General features: G+C 36.8%; 16 protein-coding genes and 1 riboswitch. Of the genes, 15 read left to right on the forward strand and 1 reads right to left on the reverse strand.

The annotated features are described in order from the left end of the window. Positions 1-97: 97 nt before the first annotated feature. From zapA to LCM23_RS04040, 13 genes are all read left to right on the forward strand, one after another. Positions 98-358 carry a cell division protein ZapA gene (gene zapA, locus LCM23_RS03980; RefSeq protein WP_095373635.1) on the forward strand — a complete coding sequence of 87 codons (261 nt, stop codon included), beginning with the start codon at positions 98-100 and terminating at the stop codon, positions 356-358. An 8-nt stretch (positions 359-366) separates the two neighbouring features. Then, positions 367-906: a CvpA family protein gene (locus LCM23_RS03985; RefSeq protein WP_095372338.1), complete on the forward strand. Its 540-nt coding sequence runs from the start codon at positions 367-369 to the stop codon at positions 904-906. Positions 907-1,078: 172 nt separating this feature from the next. Beyond that, positions 1,079-2,797, forward strand: coding sequence for a DNA polymerase/3'-5' exonuclease PolX (polX, locus tag LCM23_RS03990; RefSeq protein WP_224935802.1), 1,719 nt, complete (start codon positions 1,079-1,081; stop codon positions 2,795-2,797). A gap of 41 nt (positions 2,798-2,838) precedes the next feature. Next, entirely contained in the window at positions 2,839-5,196 is a 2,358-nt protein-coding gene (locus LCM23_RS03995) for an endonuclease MutS2 (protein WP_224935803.1), read from the forward strand. A 76-nt stretch (positions 5,197-5,272) separates the two neighbouring features. Then, positions 5,273-5,680, forward strand: coding sequence for a DUF350 domain-containing protein (locus LCM23_RS04000; RefSeq protein WP_095372340.1), 408 nt, complete (start codon positions 5,273-5,275; stop codon positions 5,678-5,680). Positions 5,681-6,058: 378 nt separating this feature from the next. Next, on the forward strand, positions 6,059-7,765 hold the full coding sequence (locus LCM23_RS04005; RefSeq protein ID WP_224935804.1) for an AMP-binding protein: 1,707 nt from the start codon (positions 6,059-6,061) through the stop codon (positions 7,763-7,765). Positions 7,766-7,999: 234 nt separating this feature from the next. Next, positions 8,000-8,584, forward strand: coding sequence for a TetR/AcrR family transcriptional regulator (locus tag LCM23_RS04010; RefSeq protein WP_095372342.1), 585 nt, complete (start codon positions 8,000-8,002; stop codon positions 8,582-8,584). Positions 8,585-8,609: 25 nt separating this feature from the next. Next, positions 8,610-9,383 carry an enoyl-CoA hydratase gene (locus tag LCM23_RS04015; protein ID WP_095372343.1) on the forward strand — a complete coding sequence of 258 codons (774 nt, stop codon included), beginning with the start codon at positions 8,610-8,612 and terminating at the stop codon, positions 9,381-9,383. 211 nt (positions 9,384-9,594) lie between these two features. Next, positions 9,595-10,368 carry an electron transfer flavoprotein subunit beta/FixA family protein gene (locus LCM23_RS04020; protein ID WP_224935805.1) on the forward strand — a complete coding sequence of 258 codons (774 nt, stop codon included), beginning with the start codon at positions 9,595-9,597 and terminating at the stop codon, positions 10,366-10,368. A 39-nt stretch (positions 10,369-10,407) separates the two neighbouring features. Continuing rightward, positions 10,408-11,385, forward strand: coding sequence for an electron transfer flavoprotein subunit alpha/FixB family protein (locus LCM23_RS04025; RefSeq protein WP_095372345.1), 978 nt, complete (start codon positions 10,408-10,410; stop codon positions 11,383-11,385). A gap of 230 nt (positions 11,386-11,615) precedes the next feature. Next, positions 11,616-11,933 carry a thioredoxin gene (gene trxA, locus LCM23_RS04030; protein WP_095372346.1) on the forward strand — a complete coding sequence of 106 codons (318 nt, stop codon included), beginning with the start codon at positions 11,616-11,618 and terminating at the stop codon, positions 11,931-11,933. Between the two features lie 142 nt (positions 11,934-12,075). Beyond that, positions 12,076-13,848, forward strand: coding sequence for an excinuclease ABC subunit UvrC (gene uvrC, locus LCM23_RS04035; RefSeq protein WP_224935806.1), 1,773 nt, complete (start codon positions 12,076-12,078; stop codon positions 13,846-13,848). A 69-nt stretch (positions 13,849-13,917) separates the two neighbouring features. Beyond that, positions 13,918-14,098, forward strand: a riboswitch (Lysine riboswitch). 154 nt (positions 14,099-14,252) lie between these two features. After that, on the forward strand, positions 14,253-15,482 hold the full coding sequence (locus LCM23_RS04040) for an aspartate kinase (RefSeq protein WP_095372348.1): 1,230 nt from the start codon (positions 14,253-14,255) through the stop codon (positions 15,480-15,482). 97 nt (positions 15,483-15,579) lie between these two features. On the opposite strand, the gene LCM23_RS04045 is transcribed toward LCM23_RS04040, so the two are convergent. Beyond that, positions 15,580-16,056, reverse strand: coding sequence for a YslB family protein (locus tag LCM23_RS04045; protein WP_224935807.1), 477 nt, complete (start codon positions 16,054-16,056; stop codon positions 15,580-15,582). A 447-nt stretch (positions 16,057-16,503) separates the two neighbouring features. Here LCM23_RS04045 and LCM23_RS04050 point away from each other — a divergent pair, with 447 nt between their 5' ends. Beyond that, positions 16,504-17,112, forward strand: coding sequence for a succinate dehydrogenase cytochrome b558 subunit (locus LCM23_RS04050; RefSeq protein WP_095372349.1), 609 nt, complete (start codon positions 16,504-16,506; stop codon positions 17,110-17,112). A gap of 70 nt (positions 17,113-17,182) precedes the next feature. Next, the gene (gene sdhA, locus LCM23_RS04055) at positions 17,183-18,934 is read left to right on the forward strand and encodes a succinate dehydrogenase flavoprotein subunit (protein ID WP_224935808.1); all 1,752 of its coding nucleotides are present in this window, start codon (positions 17,183-17,185) and stop codon (positions 18,932-18,934) included. Positions 18,935-18,942: the final 8 nt, after the last annotated feature.

The following is an 18,942-nucleotide window of genomic DNA, read 5'->3' on the forward strand; positions in this document are numbered from 1 at the left end:
GACAATTCCTCTGTCTTTTTGACAAGCTTTGACTTCCCTCAAAAAATGGTTCGTGTTATGATAATGTTTAGGATTCTTCAGAATGGGGGCTTGTATGTTGTCAAATACTGATAAAAACCGAACAAGGGTTGATATATATGGTATCCCGTATACAATTGTCGGCACGGAGAGCTCCAGCCACATCCGTTTAGTTGCATCCATGGTGGATGAAACAATGAGAGATATTAGTGCAAAGAATCCTTCGCTCGATATTAGTAAACTTGCTGTTTTAACAGCTGTGAACACAATGAACGATTATTTGAAACTTAAAGACGAAGTAGAACGTCTTAAAGAAGAATTAAATAGAGTAAAGGACTGACACGAATTATGCTTGATCTTGCCATTATTATCATGTTAATCTTCGGGTTTTTCATAGGTCTACGAAGAGGATTAATTCTTCAAGCTATCCATCTATTAGGCTTTATTGTCGCCTTCGTTGTGGCAAGACTATACTATGAGCCTTTAGCTCCTAAATTAACCTTATGGATTCCATATCCGAACTTCGGGAATTCACAGCTTGAAACGATTTTAGGTAACACAGACTTAGAGACAGCTTATTATCGCGCAATTGCGTTTGCAATCATTTTCTTTGCAGTTAAGATTGTATTACAAATTATCGGCAGTATGCTAGATTTTCTCGCAAGTTTTCCGATATTAAAACAATTAAACAGTTGGGCTGGAAGTATTTTAGGATTTATAGAAGTTTATCTTATCATGTTTATCTTATTATACATAGCAGCATTATTGCCAATAGATAGTGTGCAGTCAACTCTAGACGGCTCGTTTATGGCAAACTTTATTATTGAGCATACACCAGTGTTTTCCCAGCAGATAAAAGAGTTATGGATTGATTATGTAGCTTCTTAACTTCTCTACCTTAGGAAGAGAAGTTTTCTTTATTTAAAGCCAATCTTTTTTTGATAGGTCTACCATTAAGGGGCGAGACTGTCTGGAACGGTGGAAATATTGTATGATTTTATAGGTAGTAAGAAAACGGGAAAGACTAAGAAAATATGAAGGTAAATGAGGCGATACACTTATGACAATTAATAAAAAGGATGTTGTTCATTTATTAGAAACGATTGCTATTTATATGGAGTTAAAGGGCGAGAACCCTTTTAAAACAGCTGCCTTTCGTAAAGCAGCAACGGCGTTAGAGACAAGTGATTTAACGTTGGATGAAATAGAGGATTATACGAAGTTACCTGGTATCGGTAAGGGTACTTCTGCTGTTATCACAGAGTTTGTAGAAGAAGGCACAACGAGTGCACTTGATGAATTAAAGAAAGAGGTACCAGCAGGTTTGATTCCACTTTTGCAATTGCCGGGTTTAGGTGGTAAAAAAATTGCTAAATTGTATAAAGAGCTTGGGGTTAAGAATGCTGAAGATTTAAGAACGGCTTGTAATGATCATCAAGTACAAGCTTTAGCCGGATTTGGGAAGAAAACAGAAGAAAAAATTCTCGAAGCATTAGCTAATGTGGGAACTAGACCGGAACGCTTGCCTCTTGCTTTTATGCTACCGATTGCTGAGAAAATTGAAGGATTTTTATCTTCATTTATAGATATCGACCGTTTTTCTCGAGCAGGTAGTATTAGAAGAATGAGAGAGACGATTAAAGATTTGGACTTTATTATATCAACGACGGTTCCTGCTTCAGTGAAAGAACAGCTTTTACAAATAGGTGAGATTAAAGAAGTGATTGCGGCAGGAGAAACAAAAGTTTCTGTAGTGCTTGCAGAAAAATATGATGTCTCTGTTGATTTTAGAATTGTAACTCCTGAAGAGTTTGCTTCTACACTTCACCATTTTACCGGTTCTAAAGACCATAATGTTCGTATGCGTCAATTGGCGAAGGAACGGGGAGAAAAAATCAGTGAGTATGGTGTAGAAGATATAGAAAAAGGAACGATTAAAACGTTCCAAACAGAAGAAGATTTTTATGCTCATTTTAATTTACCTTTGTTTCCTCCTGAAATTCGTGAAGACGGTCAGGAAGTTGAGACATATACTGCAAACACGCCACTTATAGAAAACGAAGATATCAAGGGCGATCTTCATATGCATACAACATGGAGTGATGGTGCTAATTCCATTGAAGAGATGATTGCTGCCTGTCGCACAAAGGGTTATCGTTATATGGCAATTACGGACCATTCGCAATATTTAAAAGTAGCGAATGGATTAACAAAGGAACGGTTATTAAAACAAAAAGAAATCATTCACGAAATCAATGAAAAATATGATGATTTTCAAGTTTTGTCGGGGATAGAAATGGATATTTTACCGGATGGTTCCCTAGATTATGAAGATGATGTGCTGAAAGAGATGGATATTGTTATTGCTTCTATTCATTCAGCTTTTTCACAATCAGAAGAGCAAATCATGCACCGATTAGAAAATGCGATGAGAAACCCACATGTTGATATTATTGCTCATCCCACAGGCCGGTTGATTGGGAGACGGGATGGTTATGCTGTCAACATTGAGAAATTAATTGCATTAGCAAAAGAAACGAATACGGTACTTGAATTAAATGCTAACCCGAATCGGTTAGACCTCGCAACAGAAGCATTAAAATTAGCACAAGAATCTGATGTGAAGATTGTCATTAATACTGATGCTCATAAAATAGAAACACTCGATCATATGGAAGTGGGTGTATCAGCTGCAAAAAAAGCATGGTTATTAAAAGATACGGTCCTTAATACATTTGAAGCCGATGATTTATTACAGTTTTTAAAGAGTCGTAAGTAAAGAGAGCGGATTGATAAGGAAAAATGAAGGGGGATTACTTCATGCAAGATAGAATTTTGAAAATGCTCGAATTTCATAAAGTGAAAGAACAGCTTTTAACCTATGTGTCCTCAAGCCTCGGGAAGAAAAAAGCGGAAGATTTAGTACCGTCAACAGATTTTTCCGAAGTGATTAAGTTGCAAAACGAAACGGATGAAGCAGCTCAAGTGTTACGTATGAGAGGTAGTGTACCTTTAGGGGGGATTTTTGACATTACTCCTCACTTAAAACGAACAAAGATTGGTGCAATGTTGAGTCCGCATGAACTGATGCAAATAGCCAGTACGATTCATGTAAGTCGACAAATGAAGCGTTTCATTGAAGAATTTGCTGATGAAGAAGAAAATGAAATACCAATCTTGTTCAGCTATAGTGAAAAAATCATTGTTCTAGTTGAGCTAGAAACGGCGATTAGAAATAGTATTGACGAAAATGGAGATGTACTTGATAGTGCGAGTGAAAACTTACGCCAATTAAGGACACAATTAAGAACGAGAGAGAGTCGGGTACGAGATAAATTAGAATCAATGATTCGTTCGTCCAGCGCACAGAAAATGCTTTCTGATGCGATTATTACTATTCGTAATGATCGTTTCGTTATTCCTGTTAAACAAGAATATCGTGGTCATTATGGTGGTATTATTCATGATCAAAGTTCTTCTGGGCAGACATTATTTATAGAACCACAGTCTATTGTCCAACTAAATAATGAATTACAAAATATCAGGGTAAAAGAGCAGCAAGAAATTGAGAAAATCCTGATTCAGCTATCATTATTAACGAATGAGTATAATAATGAACTGCAAACCATTGTTTATGTTTTAGGTGAAATGGATTTTATGTTCACAAAAGCAAGATATGGAAAGAGCATAAAGGCAAGTAAACCATCTGTAAACGACAAAGGTCATATTAGGCTTTTCAAAGCTCGTCATCCATTGATTCCAGCCAATGAAGTCGTAGCGAACGACATAACGATGGGAGAAGCTTATTCTTCCATCGTTATTACGGGACCGAATACAGGTGGTAAGACAGTCACATTAAAAACAGTTGGTCTTTCTACATTGATGGCACAGGCAGGATTACAAATTCCTGCTTTAGACGGGTCAGAAGTAGCGGTATTTGGCGCTGTTTATGCTGATATCGGTGATGAACAGTCAATTGAACAGAGTTTAAGTACTTTCTCGTCACATATGGTCAATATAGTTGATATTTTAGAAAAAGTGGACGGTAATAGTTTAGTCCTTTTTGATGAATTAGGTGCAGGAACAGACCCGCAAGAAGGGGCAGCTTTAGCCATTTCTATTTTGGATGAAGTGTATAACAGAGGAGCTAAAGTCATTGCAACAACCCATTATCCCGAGTTAAAAGCCTATGGTTACAATCGTGAGGGGGTTGTAAATGCCAGTGTTGAATTTAATGTAGAAACGTTAAGTCCTACTTATAAATTATTGATTGGCGTTCCTGGTCGTAGTAATGCTTTTGAAATTTCAGGACGACTTGGTTTAAATGAACGTGTAATTACCAATGCCAAGGAATATATAAGTGCTGATAGTAACAAAGTAGAAAATATGATTGCCTCATTGGAAAGTAGTAAAAAGCAAGCGGAGGCAGAGCGTGAAGAAGCATATGCATTATTAAAAAACGCTGAGAAGCTTCATAAAGATTTGCAAAAACAAATGGTTTCCTACTATGAAGAAAAAGATGAGCTAGAACAAAAAGCAAAGGAAGAAGCCGCATCTATTGTAGAGAAAGCGAAAGAAGAAGCAGAAAGCATTATTAGCGAACTTAGACAAATGCGCATAGAAAAGCATGCAGAAGTTAAAGAGCATGAACTGATTGAAGCAAGAAAACGTCTATCTGACGCCGCACCTGAAATAGTGAAGAAACAAAAGAAAAAAAGTGCAAATCAAACCCATCAATTCCAGCCTGGAGATGAAGTAAAGGTATTAAGTTTCGGTCAAAAAGGCCAGCTATTAGAAAAACTAGCTGAAAAAGAATGGAGTGTCCAAATCGGCATTTTAAAAATGAAGGTGGAAGAAAAAGATTTAGAGTTTATTAAAACACCTAAGCCGGTGGAAACAAAACCAATGGCCACTGTAAAAGGAAAAGATTATCATGTTAGTTTGGAGCTGGACCTCAGAGGCGAAAGATATGAAAACGCTCTTTTGAGAGTCGAGAAATATATTGATGATGCTCTTCTAGCTGGTTATCCGCGCGTGTCTATCATTCACGGAAAAGGAACGGGTGCTCTAAGGCAAGGTGTGCAAGAGTATTTACGAAATCACCGTTCGGTCAAATCTATTCGGTTTGGGGAAGCTGGTGAAGGTGGAACGGGTGTGACTGTGGTAGAATTTAAATAGCGATTATCTTACACATGCATGAAAAAACATGTAAGTACAAAAAGAATTCATTAAAAATTTTTGGGGAGAACATAAAATGAATCAGTTTTGGGAAAATGAATTTGTTCATACCGCTGCCTACTTTAGTGTGGTTATTCTATGTATGATTGTCTTTTTAGCAGTATTTGAGCTTGTAACGAAATATAAGAATTGGGAAGAGATTAAAAAAGGAAATGTTGCTGTGGCAATGGCTACAGGTGGTAAGATATTTGGGATAGCAAATGTGTTTCGTCATTCGATTATGCATAATGATCATTTACTTGTCATGATCGGTTGGGGTGTGTTCGGTTTTATTTTATTGTTAGTCGCTTATTTTGTTTTTGAATTCATGAGTCCGAAAATAAAAGTAGATGATGAAATACAAAATAATAATATTGCTGTTGGACTGATATCTATGATATTATCTATCGGAATTTCTTATATTATTGGTGCGAGCATATCTTAGGGAGCGTAATTGAATGGAGAGATTAGCAAAAATATTACTTGTATTATGCGTATTATTTATCTTAGCGGGCGTCATCTTTATGATATAAAGGAATTGATTCATTAGTTAGATCTAGACAATTATTCGTATGCGGAATACAACGAATGGTTGTCTAGTTTTTTTTAGTAAAAGAGCACCGTACTTTATTTGCTCATACAACTTTTCTCCTTCCCTCATGGTGGCATGGTTTGTGCTATTTAGCATAAGATAAAGAGGTACCTTTAGGAAATAAGGCACAGATTTATATAATTTCATTTGTCTTGCTTACAAGTGTATATTATAATAATAGGTGAACAATTTTAAATGTTCTAAAAATATAATATTTGGGGAGGGTCGTAAATGTCTGAAGAAAAACCGTGGCTGAAGCTGTACCCTAATGAAATCCCATCAACACTTGCCTATCCAGAACAGCCTGTTCAGGAGTTTTTAGTTGCTGCCGCAAATGAGTTCCCTGAAAAAAAAGCCATTCACTTTATGGGGAAAGAATTTACGTATCGTTATGTCTATGAATCCGCTCTAAAAGTTGCAGGCTACCTGCAAAGTATCGGAATAACGAAAGGCGATCGAGTCGCTATCATGTTACCTAATACCCCGCAGTCAGTCATAAGTTATTATGGTGTTCTATTCGCAGGAGGGGTGGTCGTCCAAACAAATCCACTTTATATGGAAAGAGAACTTGAATTCCAAATGAAGGATTCAGGAGCGATTGCGATTATCACAATGGATATACTTTTTCCGAGAGTGACTAAAATACTACCTCAAACAGAATTGAAACATGTAATTGTAACCGCTATCAAGGACTTTTTACCATTTCCAAAAAATATTGTGTATCCATTTATTCAGAAAAAGCAATATGGCTTATCAGTCAATGTCAGACATGAAGGCAATTATCATTTATTAACAGAAATATTAAAAGGTGAAGCAAGACCAGTTCAAACATATGAGATAGAATTCAATGAAGATTTAGCACTATTACAATATACAGGTGGGACGACTGGATTTCCGAAAGGAGTTATGCTTACCCACAAAAATTTAGTATCCAATGCTGCGATGTGTAAAGCATGGTTATATCAAACGAAAAAAGGCGAAGAGGTTATTCTAGGGATACTGCCATTTTTCCATGTATATGGTATGACAACTGTTATGATCTTGACAATTATGGAAGCTAACAAAATGGTTTTACTACCCAAGTTTGATGTTGAAACAACCTTAAAGACGATTCAGAAGCAAAGGCCAACACTTTTCCCAGGTGCTCCGACCATTTATATCGGATTATTGAATCACCCTAAAATTAAAGAATTTGACCTTTCTTCCATCGATTCCTGTATCAGTGGATCAGCGGCACTACCTATTGAGGTCCAACAAAAATTTGAAGAAATCACTGGCGGTAAATTAGTAGAAGGATATGGGCTAACAGAGTCTTCACCTGTGACACATGCTAATTTCCTTTGGGATGAACCGAGAGTAAAGGGGAGTATTGGGATTCCTTGGCCAGACACTGATGCAAAAATTATGTCTACTGAAAATGGCGAATTTTTACCTGTTGGTGAAATTGGAGAGATTTGTGTAAAAGGTCCACAAGTCATGAAAGGCTATTGGAACCGTCCAGATGATACGGAACAAACATTAAAAGACGGCTGGTTATTAACAGGGGATTTAGGGTATATGGATGAAAAAGGCTATTTTTATGTGGTTGACCGCAAGAAAGATATGATTATCGCCGGTGGATTTAATATTTATCCAAGAGAGATAGAAGAAGTGTTATATGAGCATGAAGCAGTCCAGGAAGTAGTAGCAGCTGGCGTGCCCCACCCTTACCGAGGAGAAACAGTTAAAGCTTATATTGTTAAAAAAGAGGGTGCCCATATTACAGAAGATGAATTAAATGAGTTTGCTAGAAAACACTTAGCTGCTTATAAGGTACCGAGAATTTATGAATTTCGTGAGGAACTACCTAAAACAGCAGTAGGAAAAATACTGAGAAGAACTTTAATTGAGGAAGATAAAAAGAAATTTGCTGAAGAGCAAAATGAGGCGATAAAATAATCGGGCCATGTGGCTCATTCTTTTTGAAACCTAGAGCTTGTCCAATTTAAAAACATAATAATTATGCAAAGTTTCTTGACAGAACAATCATTAGATAATAATATAATTTTATGAATGACTATTCATTCATTTTTATCATTCGGAATGGTTGTTCTGTTGATTAGGTGGAAACGAGTATCTCCATTCCGGTATACTCTTTGTTAGGAGCAAGAGTAATATAGGGGGAGAATGATTTTGAAGAAGAACAAACCAAAATACAGACAGATTATTGATGCGGCAGTGATAGTCATTGCTGAGAATGGCTACCATCAATCACAAGTTTCAAAGATTGCCAAACAGGCAGGCGTGGCTGATGGGACGATTTATTTATATTTTAAGAACAAAGAAGATATCTTAATTTCCCTCTTTGAAAACAAAATGGGTCACTTTGTTGAAATGATTGAGGAGAAAATAGCAGGAAAAGTAAGAGCAGCAGAGAAGTTATTAATGATGGTCGAAACCCACTTTCATATTTTATCTCAAGACAAACATTTAGCTATCGTGACACAATTAGAACTAAGGCAATCGAATATCGATTTACGGCAAAAAATTAATGCCATCTTAAAAGGTTATTTAGGCTTAATCGATTCAATCTTACTCGAAGGAAAAAAAACGGGTGAGTTTGCTAGTAATCTCGATGTCCGATTAGCTAGACAGATGATCTTTGGGACAATGGATGAAACTGCCACAACATGGGTGATGAATGATCAAAAATATGATTTAACTGCGTTAGCGCCCGAAGTTCATCGCCTTTTAATCAGTGGGTGCAAAAGCCAGTAATTAAAAATAATGGAGGTAAGCAAAAGTGGAATACTTAAATTGGAAGATTGATAATGAAGTTGCAACAATTACCATTAATCGCCCTCCTGCCAATGCACTATCATCTGGGTTGATTGAGGAATTAGGTGAAGTACTGGATCAGATTGAGCCAAACCAAGATATTAGGGTGATCCTCATTCATGGAGAAGGCCGCTTCTTCTCTGCTGGAGCAGATATTAAGGAGTTTACTTCTATCGAAAGTGGTGAAGGTTTCTCACATCTAGCAGAAAATGGACAAGGGCTCTTTGAGAGAATAGAAACCTTCAAGAAGCCTATTATTGCAGCCATTCATGGTGCAGCTTTAGGTGGAGGTCTGGAACTTGCAATGAGTTGTCATATTCGCTTAGTTGCTGAGAATACAAAAATGGGACTACCAGAATTGCAGCTTGGATTAATTCCTGGATTTGCTGGTACACAACGATTACCTCGTTTTGTTGGAACGGCAAAAGCAGCTGAAATGATTTTAACGAGTGATCCAATTACAGGGCTAGAAGCTGTACAACTCGGTTTAGCCAATCATGCTTACCCTGAAGAAAAGCTGTTAGAAAATGCCTATTCAATGGCACAAAAAATCGCCAAAAAGAGCCCAGTATCTGTCGGTGCAACATTAGAATTACTGAATTATAGTAAATCCAACCGTTATTATGATGGGGTGAAAAAGGAAGCAGAACTTTTTGGTCAAGTTTTCGTAAGTGAGGATGCAAAGGAAGGTATTTCTGCATTTGTTGAAAAGCGAAATCCAGTTTTCTCAGGAAAATAATTTTTTAAATATAAACGTTTTCATTACCAATTTTGTTCATAATCTATTATAATAGATTTAATAATTTAAATTGTTAAATAATAATCGATTTGAAAAGTATTTTTAGGAATAGGTTATTGTAAGACTGAGCATACGCTCAGTCAACAATTTAGTTTTATTTGTCAAAATCTTATGAAGCAATGGAATGTTTGTAAAATTAGGAGGCGAAACCATGAACATCTATGTACTAATGAAAAGAACATTTGATACAGAAGAAAAGATCACGATTTCAGGCGGTAAAATTAATGAAGATGGAGCAGAATTCATCATCAACCCTTACGATGAATATGCAATCGAGGAAGCAATCCAAGTTCGTGATGAACATGGTGGTGAAGTAACGGTTGTTTCGGTAGGGACAGAAGAAGCTGAGAAGCAACTTCGTACAGCATTAGCGATGGGTGCTGATAAAGCAGTACTGATTAATACAGAAGATGACGTTGAAGAAGGAGATCAGTTTACGACTTCTAAAATTTTAGCTGAATTCCTTAAAGATAAAGAGGTTGATTTGATTATTGGTGGGAATGTAGCGATCGATGGTGGATCAGGTCAAGTTGGCCCACGCGTAGCGGAGCTATTAGCTATTCCTTATATCACAACCATCACTAAGTTAGATATTGAAGGTACAACAGCTACAGTTGTTCGTGATGTAGAAGGTGATTCTGAAGTAATCGAGACTTCTCTACCATTACTTGTCACTGCACAACAAGGTTTAAATGAACCGCGCTACCCTTCTTTACCAGGGATTATGAAAGCAAAGAAAAAACCTTTAGACGAAATTGAATTAGACGATCTTGATTTAGACGAAGATGATGTAGAAGCGAAAACAAAGACAATCGAAATCTCCCTACCACCGAAAAAAGAAGCTGGAAAAGTGCTTGAAGGTGAATTAGAGGGTCAAGTAAAAGAATTAGTCAGTCTACTTCATAACGAAGCAAAAGTTGTCTAATAGTGAGCATAAAAGAATAAAAACGTTGGGGGTATAATAATGGCTAGAAAAGTTTTAGTATTAGGTGAAGTAAGAGAAGGTTCATTGCGAAATGTTTCTTTTGAAGCAGTTGCTGCAGCAAAAACATCTGCTGAAGGTGGAGAAGTTGTAGGTGTTTTGTTTGGTGATTCTGTAAGCGCTTTAGGAGCTGAATTCATTCAGTATGGAGCTGACCGAGTGGTAACAGTTGAGGATGAACTGTTAAAACAATATACATCTGACGGTTATTCCCAAGCCTTACTTGCCGTTATTGATCAAGAAGATCCTGAAGGAATTATTTTCGGACATACTGCCCAAGGTAAAGATCTTGCACCGAAGATTGCGGCAAAGTTAGAATCCGGTCTTATCTCTGATGTAACAGATCTAGAAGTTGAGGGTGGTAACTTAGTCTTTACTCGTCCGATTTACTCAGGAAAAGCATTTGAAAAGAAAATTGTAACAGATGGACTTCTTTTCGCTACTATTCGCCCTAATAACATTGCACCACTTGAAAAAGATGAAAGTAGAAATGGAGATGTTTCATCTTTATCTGTAGAAATTAAAAACTTGCGTCAAGTCATCAAGGAAGTTGTACGAAAAGCAACAGAAGGTGTAGACCTTTCTGAAGCAAAAGTTATTGTTGCTGGTGGACGCGGTGTGAAAAGTGAAGAAGGTTTTGAGCCGTTAAAAGAATTGGCAGATGTCCTTGGTGGTGCTGTTGGAGCTTCACGTGGCGCATGCGATGCAGACTACTGTGATTACTCACTTCAAATCGGTCAAACAGGTAAAGTAGTTACACCGGACCTTTATATCGCTTGCGGTATATCTGGTGCGATTCAACATTTAGCTGGGATGTCCAATTCAAAGATTATTGTTGCCATCAACAAAGATCCTGAAGCGAATATCTTTAAAGTAGCGGATTATGGTATTGTGGGCGACTTATTCGAAGTCCTTCCATTACTAACGAAAGAGTTTAAAGAATTACTTGTAAATGCATAATTTTCGTTTACATCTGATATGAGCGGGTAGAATTATACTATCCGCTTCTTTACTATGTTGGCAAAAAGATTAATGTTGAATAAAATAGACATTGAATCCTTTTTAAAGGTTCAGTATGATACAATAAAAAAATGGGTAATCTATACGAGCAAAATAATAGCATCCATTATTAATCGATGATATACTTTCGATAAGATTTTTTAGTTATTTATTAGGAGGATATAAATATTATGGCTATCACACATGCAACAGATCAAAACTTTACTGCTGAAACTGGTTCAGGTCTTGTACTTGCAGACTTCTGGGCACCATGGTGCGGACCTTGTAAAATGATTGGACCAGTTCTTGAGGAAATTGATGGAGAAATGGGAGATAAAGTAAAAATCGTTAAACTTGATGTTGACGATAACCAAGAAACTGCTGGTAAATTTGGTGTTATGAGCATCCCGACTCTCATCGTATTTAAAGATGGTGCAGAAGTAGATAAAGTGGTTGGTTTCCAACCGAAAGAAGCATTAGTTGAATTGCTTCAAAAACATGGTGCATAAGAAGTACCATAAAAACAAACCCCGGCTTCTACTTTTAGAAGATCGGGGTTTTTTTACAGTACAAGTATGGCAAAATCAGTAAGAAGGGTATGGTTTCCTCCTGCAATGATATTCTTTTTAGGTATGGATGTGACAGCTAATTATGAATGATAATATAAAAAATAAATTACCTTTATTACCTGCTCAACCTGGTTGTTATTTAATGAAAGATCGCCAAGGGACAATTATTTATGTCGGTAAGGCGAAAGTGCTTCGTAATCGGGTTAAGTCCTATTTTACCGGTTCGCATGATGGAAAGACATTAAGGCTGGTAAATGAAATTGAAGATTTTGAATACATCGTGACCTCTTCCGATATGGAAGCATTATTATTAGAGTTAAATTTAATTAAAAAGCATGACCCCAAATATAATGTCATGTTAAAGGATGATAAGAGTTATCCTTTTATTAAATTAACAAATGAAAGACATCCGAGATTAATTACCACGAGAAAAGTAAAAAAAGACAAAGGTAAATATTTTGGTCCATATCCAAATGTGCAGGCGGCCAATGAAACAAAGAGATTATTAGATCGCCTTTATCCTTTAAGAAAATGTAACACCTTACCAGATAGAGTTTGTCTCTACTACCATATCGGACAATGTCTAGCTCCTTGTGTAAATGAAGTAAAATCTGACACATACAAACAAATGACAGATGAGATTACTCGCTTCTTAAATGGTGGTTATAAAGAGATCAAAAAAGAACTCTCAACGAAAATGGAAGAAGCGTCCGCAGCGCTAGAGTTTGAGAAAGCAAAAGATTTCAGAGATAAAATTATCCATATAGAAACGACGATGGAAAAACAAAAGATTACGATGACGGATTTTACAGACCGAGATGTGTTTGCTTATGCGGTTGATAAGGGTTGGATGTGTGTACAAGTATTCTTTATTAGGCAAGGGAAACTCATTGAAAGAGATGTGTCTATGTTTCCAATCTATAATGAGCCTGAAGAAGAGATGCTCACCTATCTCGGCCGTTTTTATGAACAAGCTAACCATTTTAAACCAAAGGAAATCTACTTGCCAGACTCTGTTGATGTGACGATGGCTGAGCAGCTTTTGGATGTGAAAATATTTATTCCTCAAAGAGGGAGAAAAAAAGAACTAGTGAAACTTGCCTATAAAAATGCAAAGATTGCTTTAAAAGAAAAATTCTCGCTTATTGAACGTGATGAGAAAAGAACGGTGAATGCAATAGAAAGCTTAGGTGAGGAGCTAGGAATTTACATACCCTATCGCATTGAAGCTTTTGATAACTCCAATATCCAGGGTACCGATGCTGTCTCAGCAATGATTGTCTTTATCGATGGTAAGCCTGCAAAAAGGGAGTATCGGAAATATAAGATTAAGTCAGTTAAAGGACCAGATGATTATGAATCTATGAGGGAAGTGACGAGACGGAGATATAGCCGGGTTTTAAAAGAAGGGCTCCCCCTACCTGATTTAATTATCATTGATGGTGGAAAAGGACATGTTGAAGTCGTTCGAGATGTGCTTGAGAATGAACTCGGTTTAGATATTCCACTAGCAGGATTAGTCAAAGATGATAAGCATAAAACATCTCAACTTCTTTATGGAAATCCATTAATGATCATTCCCCTCGCTCGAAATAGCCAGGAATTTTATTTATTACAACGTATTCAAGATGAAGTGCATCGATTTGCGATTACATTTCATAGACAAGTTCGTGGAAAGAGTGCATTTCAGTCACTTCTTGATGAAATTGATGGTATTGGGGAAAAAAGAAAAAAGCAGTTATTAAAAGATTTTGGTTCTGTAAAAAAAATGAAATCAGCTAGTGTAGAAGACCTTAGGGAATCTGGCTTACCATTAAAAGTTGCACAAGAACTTTATGAAAAGTTACATGAATAGACATTGTCTGAAAAAAACAAATATGGTATAGTGTTTTTAACTTTATATCAAATCACTTTTTAACTTGAAAGTGAAGGTAGAGGTGCGAGTTTCATTAGTAAAAGTTCCTTAGAAGATTGAGCTTCGTTTGAAGGACTTTGAAAGGGAATATTCGCCGAAGTGAAGAAAGACTCAATATTTTCTTCGCTGGTTCTGCATTGAATAAATGCAGGATTGTCAAGACTATCTGTCTTGGAGGGCTATCTCACTGTGTGTGCGTAGATTGTTCATACGTTTGACTACACAGCAATGGGATGGGTTTCATCTCATTGCTTTTTTTTATGCCGAATATGGGTAGAAATGTGTTGGTTGTACATACAGGCGGCAGGGAATAAAAACGAATGACTTGAAAGTAGGGGAGAAAAGTGGGCTTAATTGTACAGAAATTTGGTGGAACCTCCGTAGGCTCGGTTGATCATATTCAAAATGTAGCCAACCGTGTCATTGAAGAAAAAAATAATGGTAATGATATCGTTGTCGTTGTGTCGGCTATGGGCAAAACGACTGATCAATTAGTTGGTATGGCAAAAGAATTATCACCTGCTCCAAGTAAGAGAGAAATGGATATGTTGTTATCTACAGGTGAGCAAGTTACAATCTCCTTATTAACAATTGCATTAAATTCCAAAGGTTATGAGGCAACTTCCTATACAGGCTGGCAAGCAGGGATTAAAACGGAATCAGTACATGGTGACGCAAGAATCACTGATATTGACACAAAGCCTGTTTCACAAGAGTTAAAGAAAGGGAGAATTGTTATCGTAGCGGGTTTTCAAGGTTTAAGTGAGACTGGCCAAATAACGACATTAGGTAGGGGTGGCTCTGATACAACAGCCGTGGCTCTTGCAGCAGTATTAAAAGCGGACAAATGTGATATATACACTGATGTAACAGGTGTATTCACAACTGATCCACGCTATATAAAAAATGCAAGAAAGCTTCCATCTATCTCTTACGATGAAATGCTTGAATTAGCTAATCTTGGTGCAGGCGTTCTACACCCAAGAGCAGTTGAGTTTGCAAAAAATTACAATGTAAAGCTTGAAGTACGTTCCAGTATGGAACGAGAAGAAGGAACAATTATTGAGGAGGTTGCGGAAATGGAAGAGAACTTAGTTGTTAGAGGGGTTGCTTTTGAAGATGATATTACAAGGGTATCTGTCCTAGGGATTAAAGACCCTTTAATAAGCCTTTCATCCATCTTTTCACTTTTGGCGAAAGAACATATAAATGTTGATATTATTATACAAAGTATTACAGATGATAAATCATCAGGCTTATCTTTCTCTATTAAAAACCAAGATCTTACAGAGACTGTGAAAATACTAGAAAAAAATCGAGAAGCCTTAAGTTATGATCAGATTGAATGGGAATCACAATTGGCGAAAATTTCGATTGTCGGTTCAGGAATGATTTCAAATCCTGGAGTAGCAGCTGAGATGTTTAATGTATTAGCTGCTAATAACATCGTTGTAAAGATGGTCAGTACATCTGAAATAAAGGTCTCGGCTGTGATTGACCAAGCGCATATGTTAAATGCTGCTCAAGCTTTACATCAAACGTTTAATTTAGCTGGGGATTTAATAAAAAATTAAATGAGCTAGCAGTAGTATAAGATAGGAAAATCCAAACACCATTTAAACGCCTTAAAAAGAATGATGTTTGGATTTTTTTTACTGTTGGGTATATTTATTAGGTGTGGATATTGTCCTTTTTATCCCATTTGACTGTGAAGAGGACCTTTCCACCTTTTTTACGTGGGTGCTCGAATGTTTCGCAAATCACTTCTTTTTTCTGTTCGATTTGTTGAGCAATAAAACCAGCTTCTAATTGGAATGTTGCGTGAGCATTTTCTTTACAGCGCTTTTGAATGACTTCACTTGTTAACTCGTATTCGATTTCTTTTTTGTTTTCGAGGTTTTTCGTTAATTTTCCCCAACCAGCCTCGACAAAGAAACTGAATAAGTCTTCTTCTGTTTGTAGAGGATATTTACGCGCTAGTCTCTTGCCTGCCCAGTATAAGATATCTGGTGCGTCTTTACCTAGCAAATCATGTAAAAGTTCTTCTCTAATTAATTCATAACCAAAGGATGGAATCACTTCTTTGTTTGGTTCGATTGATTCTGCCATGTTTTCGGTTTGTTCTATTTGGGCTTCTTGAGATGGCATATTATGCTAAATCTCCCCTCTTTCATAAAGTCTAATATATACAATTTACTTGGAAAAAACGAATACGTACAGTGAAAAGGGAAAAATTTTTAGTTTGTAAAACTGGTGTAAATTATGGGAATAATCTTAACACTAATAATAATCTAATGTAAATGTATTTTTATGCGTAAAATATGAATATTATTGCGTGATTTAAGCTATTTTAATATACCGCCAAATAGGGTTGAAAAAACTATATCATTGGTTTTTTGAGTGAAACTAGAATAGAAAAAATTTTCGTAATATCGACAAAATCTGTATCCGTTTTCTTGACGCTAATGGGCGATGGGAGTAAAATGGACATGTCATATAAATGTTTTGAAAATGATTTGCATTTTCTTAGTGATGCGAAGGATTTGTTATGTACATATTCAGCGTGTCATGCTACAAATTCAAGGGGGTAAACTTATGGCGGGTAATCGAGAGTTTTTAAATCGCAGATTGCATTCATTACTTGGAGTTATACCTGTTGGGGTCTTTCTGATCCAACACTTAGTAGTGAACCATTTTGCAACTAGGGGAGAAGAGGCATTTAATAGCGCATCACATTTCATGGAAAGTCTTCCTTTTAGATATTTCCTAGAAATATTTATTATTTTCTTACCTTTGTTATATCATGCAATTTACGGTCTTTACATTGCGTTTACAGCAAAAAATAACACTTCAAGATTCGGATTTTTCCGAAACTGGATGTTCTTAGTTCAACGTGTAACCGGTGTAATTACATTGATTTTCATCGTTTGGCATGTTTGGGAGACTCGTATTGCAGCAATGTTCGGTGCCGAAGTAAATTATGATATGATGGCTGATATTTTGTCTAGCCCATTCATGTTAGCATTTTACATCGTTGGTGTATTATCTGCAATTTTCCACTTTGCAAATGGTTTATGGTCCTTCATGGTAAGCTGGGGAATTACAGTATCTCCTAGATCACAATTGATTTCAACTTATGTAACTTTAGTTATTTTTATCGCATTATCAATTGTAGGTATTCGTGCTATTTTTGCTTTCGTGTAATGAATACATACATTTTTCTATAATTTGTTCGGTTTTTTAGAGGTATTAGTATTAAGGGAGTGAGTCAGATATGGGTAAAGGAAAGGTTATTGTTGTCGGTGGCGGATTAGCCGGATTGATGGCAACTGTTAAAATTGCTGAAGCTGGCGGACAAGTAGAATTATTTTCTTTAGTGCCGGTTAAACGTTCTCACTCTGTTTGTGCCCAAGGTGGTATTAACGGAGCAGTAAATACAAAAGGTGAAGGGGATTCTCCTTGGATTCACTTTGATGATACAATTTATGGTGGTGACTTCTTAGCTAACCAACCTCCAGTTAAGGCGATGGCAGAAGCAGCACCTGGAATTATTCACTTATTCGACCGTATGGGTGTTATGTTCAACCGTACACCTGAAGGGTTATTAGATTTTAGACGCTTTGGTGGAACACAGCATCACCGTACTGCTTTTGCTGGTGCGACAACAGGTCAACAATTGCTTTATGCATTGGATGAGCAAGTGCGTCGTCACGAAGTAGCAGGGTTAGTAACAAAATATGAGGGTTGGGAGTTCTTAGGAACTGTCATTGATGATGACGGTGTTTGTCGTGGGGTAGTTGCGCAAAACCTACAAACAATGGAAATCCAATCATTCTCAGCAGATGCTGTCATTATGGCTTCTGGTGGACCGGGAATTATTTTTGGTAAATCAACTAACTCTATTATTAATACAGGCTCTGCTGCATCAATCGTTTATCAACAAGGCGCGTATTATGCAAATGGTGAGTTCATTCAAATCCATCCAACTGCTATACCAGGAGATGACAAACTACGTCTAATGAGTGAATCTGCACGTGGTGAAGGTGGTCGTGTTTGGACATATAAAGACGGGAAACCTTGGTATTTCTTAGAGGAAAAATATCCGGCATACGGTAACTTAGTTCCTCGTGATATTGCTACACGAGAAATCTTTGATGTTTGCGTAAACCAAAAACTAGGTATCAATGGTGAAAACATGGTTTACCTTGATCTTTCACATAAAGACCCGAAAGAATTAGATATTAAATTGGGCGGTATTATTGAAATTTACGAGAAATTCCAAGGTGATGACCCTCGTAAAGTACCAATGAAAATCTTCCCAGCTGTTCACTATTCAATGGGTGGTTTATGGGTAGATTATGATCAAATGACAAATATCCCTGGATTGTTTGCTGCAGGTGAGTGTGATTATTCACAACATGGTGGTAACCGTCTTGGAGCTAACTCATTGCTTTCTGCCATTTATGGTGGTATGGTTGCTGGTCCAAAAGCGCTTGAATATATTGAAGGATTAGAGAAATCAAGTGAAGATTTATCTTCTTCATTATTTGAAGGTGCAGTTCAACAAGAACAAGAGAAATGGAATAAAATCATGTCTCTTGATGGAACAGAAAATGCATATATCCTTCACAAAGAACTTGGTGAATGGATGACTGATAATGTAACAGTTGTTCGTCATAACGATCGTTTATTAAAAACAGATGCTAAAATTGTTGAATTGTTAGAGAGATATGAAAATATCAACATTAACGATACAGCTAAATGGAGTAACCAAGGGGCGGCGTTTACTCGTCAATTACAAAATATGCTTCAATTAGCTCGTGTTATTACAATTGGTGCATATAACCGTAACGAAAGCCGCGGTGCCCATTATAAACCAGAATTCCCTGATCGAAATGATGATGAATTCTTAAAAACAACTATGGCTAAATTCGTTGATGGCAAATCAGCCCCACAATTCCATTACGATGAAGTGGATATCAGCTTGATTAAGCCACGTAAACGTGACTATACAACGAAACATTAAGAGAAAAC

This window comes from Cytobacillus kochii, assembly GCF_020171845.1.
Taxonomy (GTDB): Bacteria; Bacillota; Bacilli; order Bacillales; family Cytobacillaceae; genus Cytobacillus; species Cytobacillus kochii.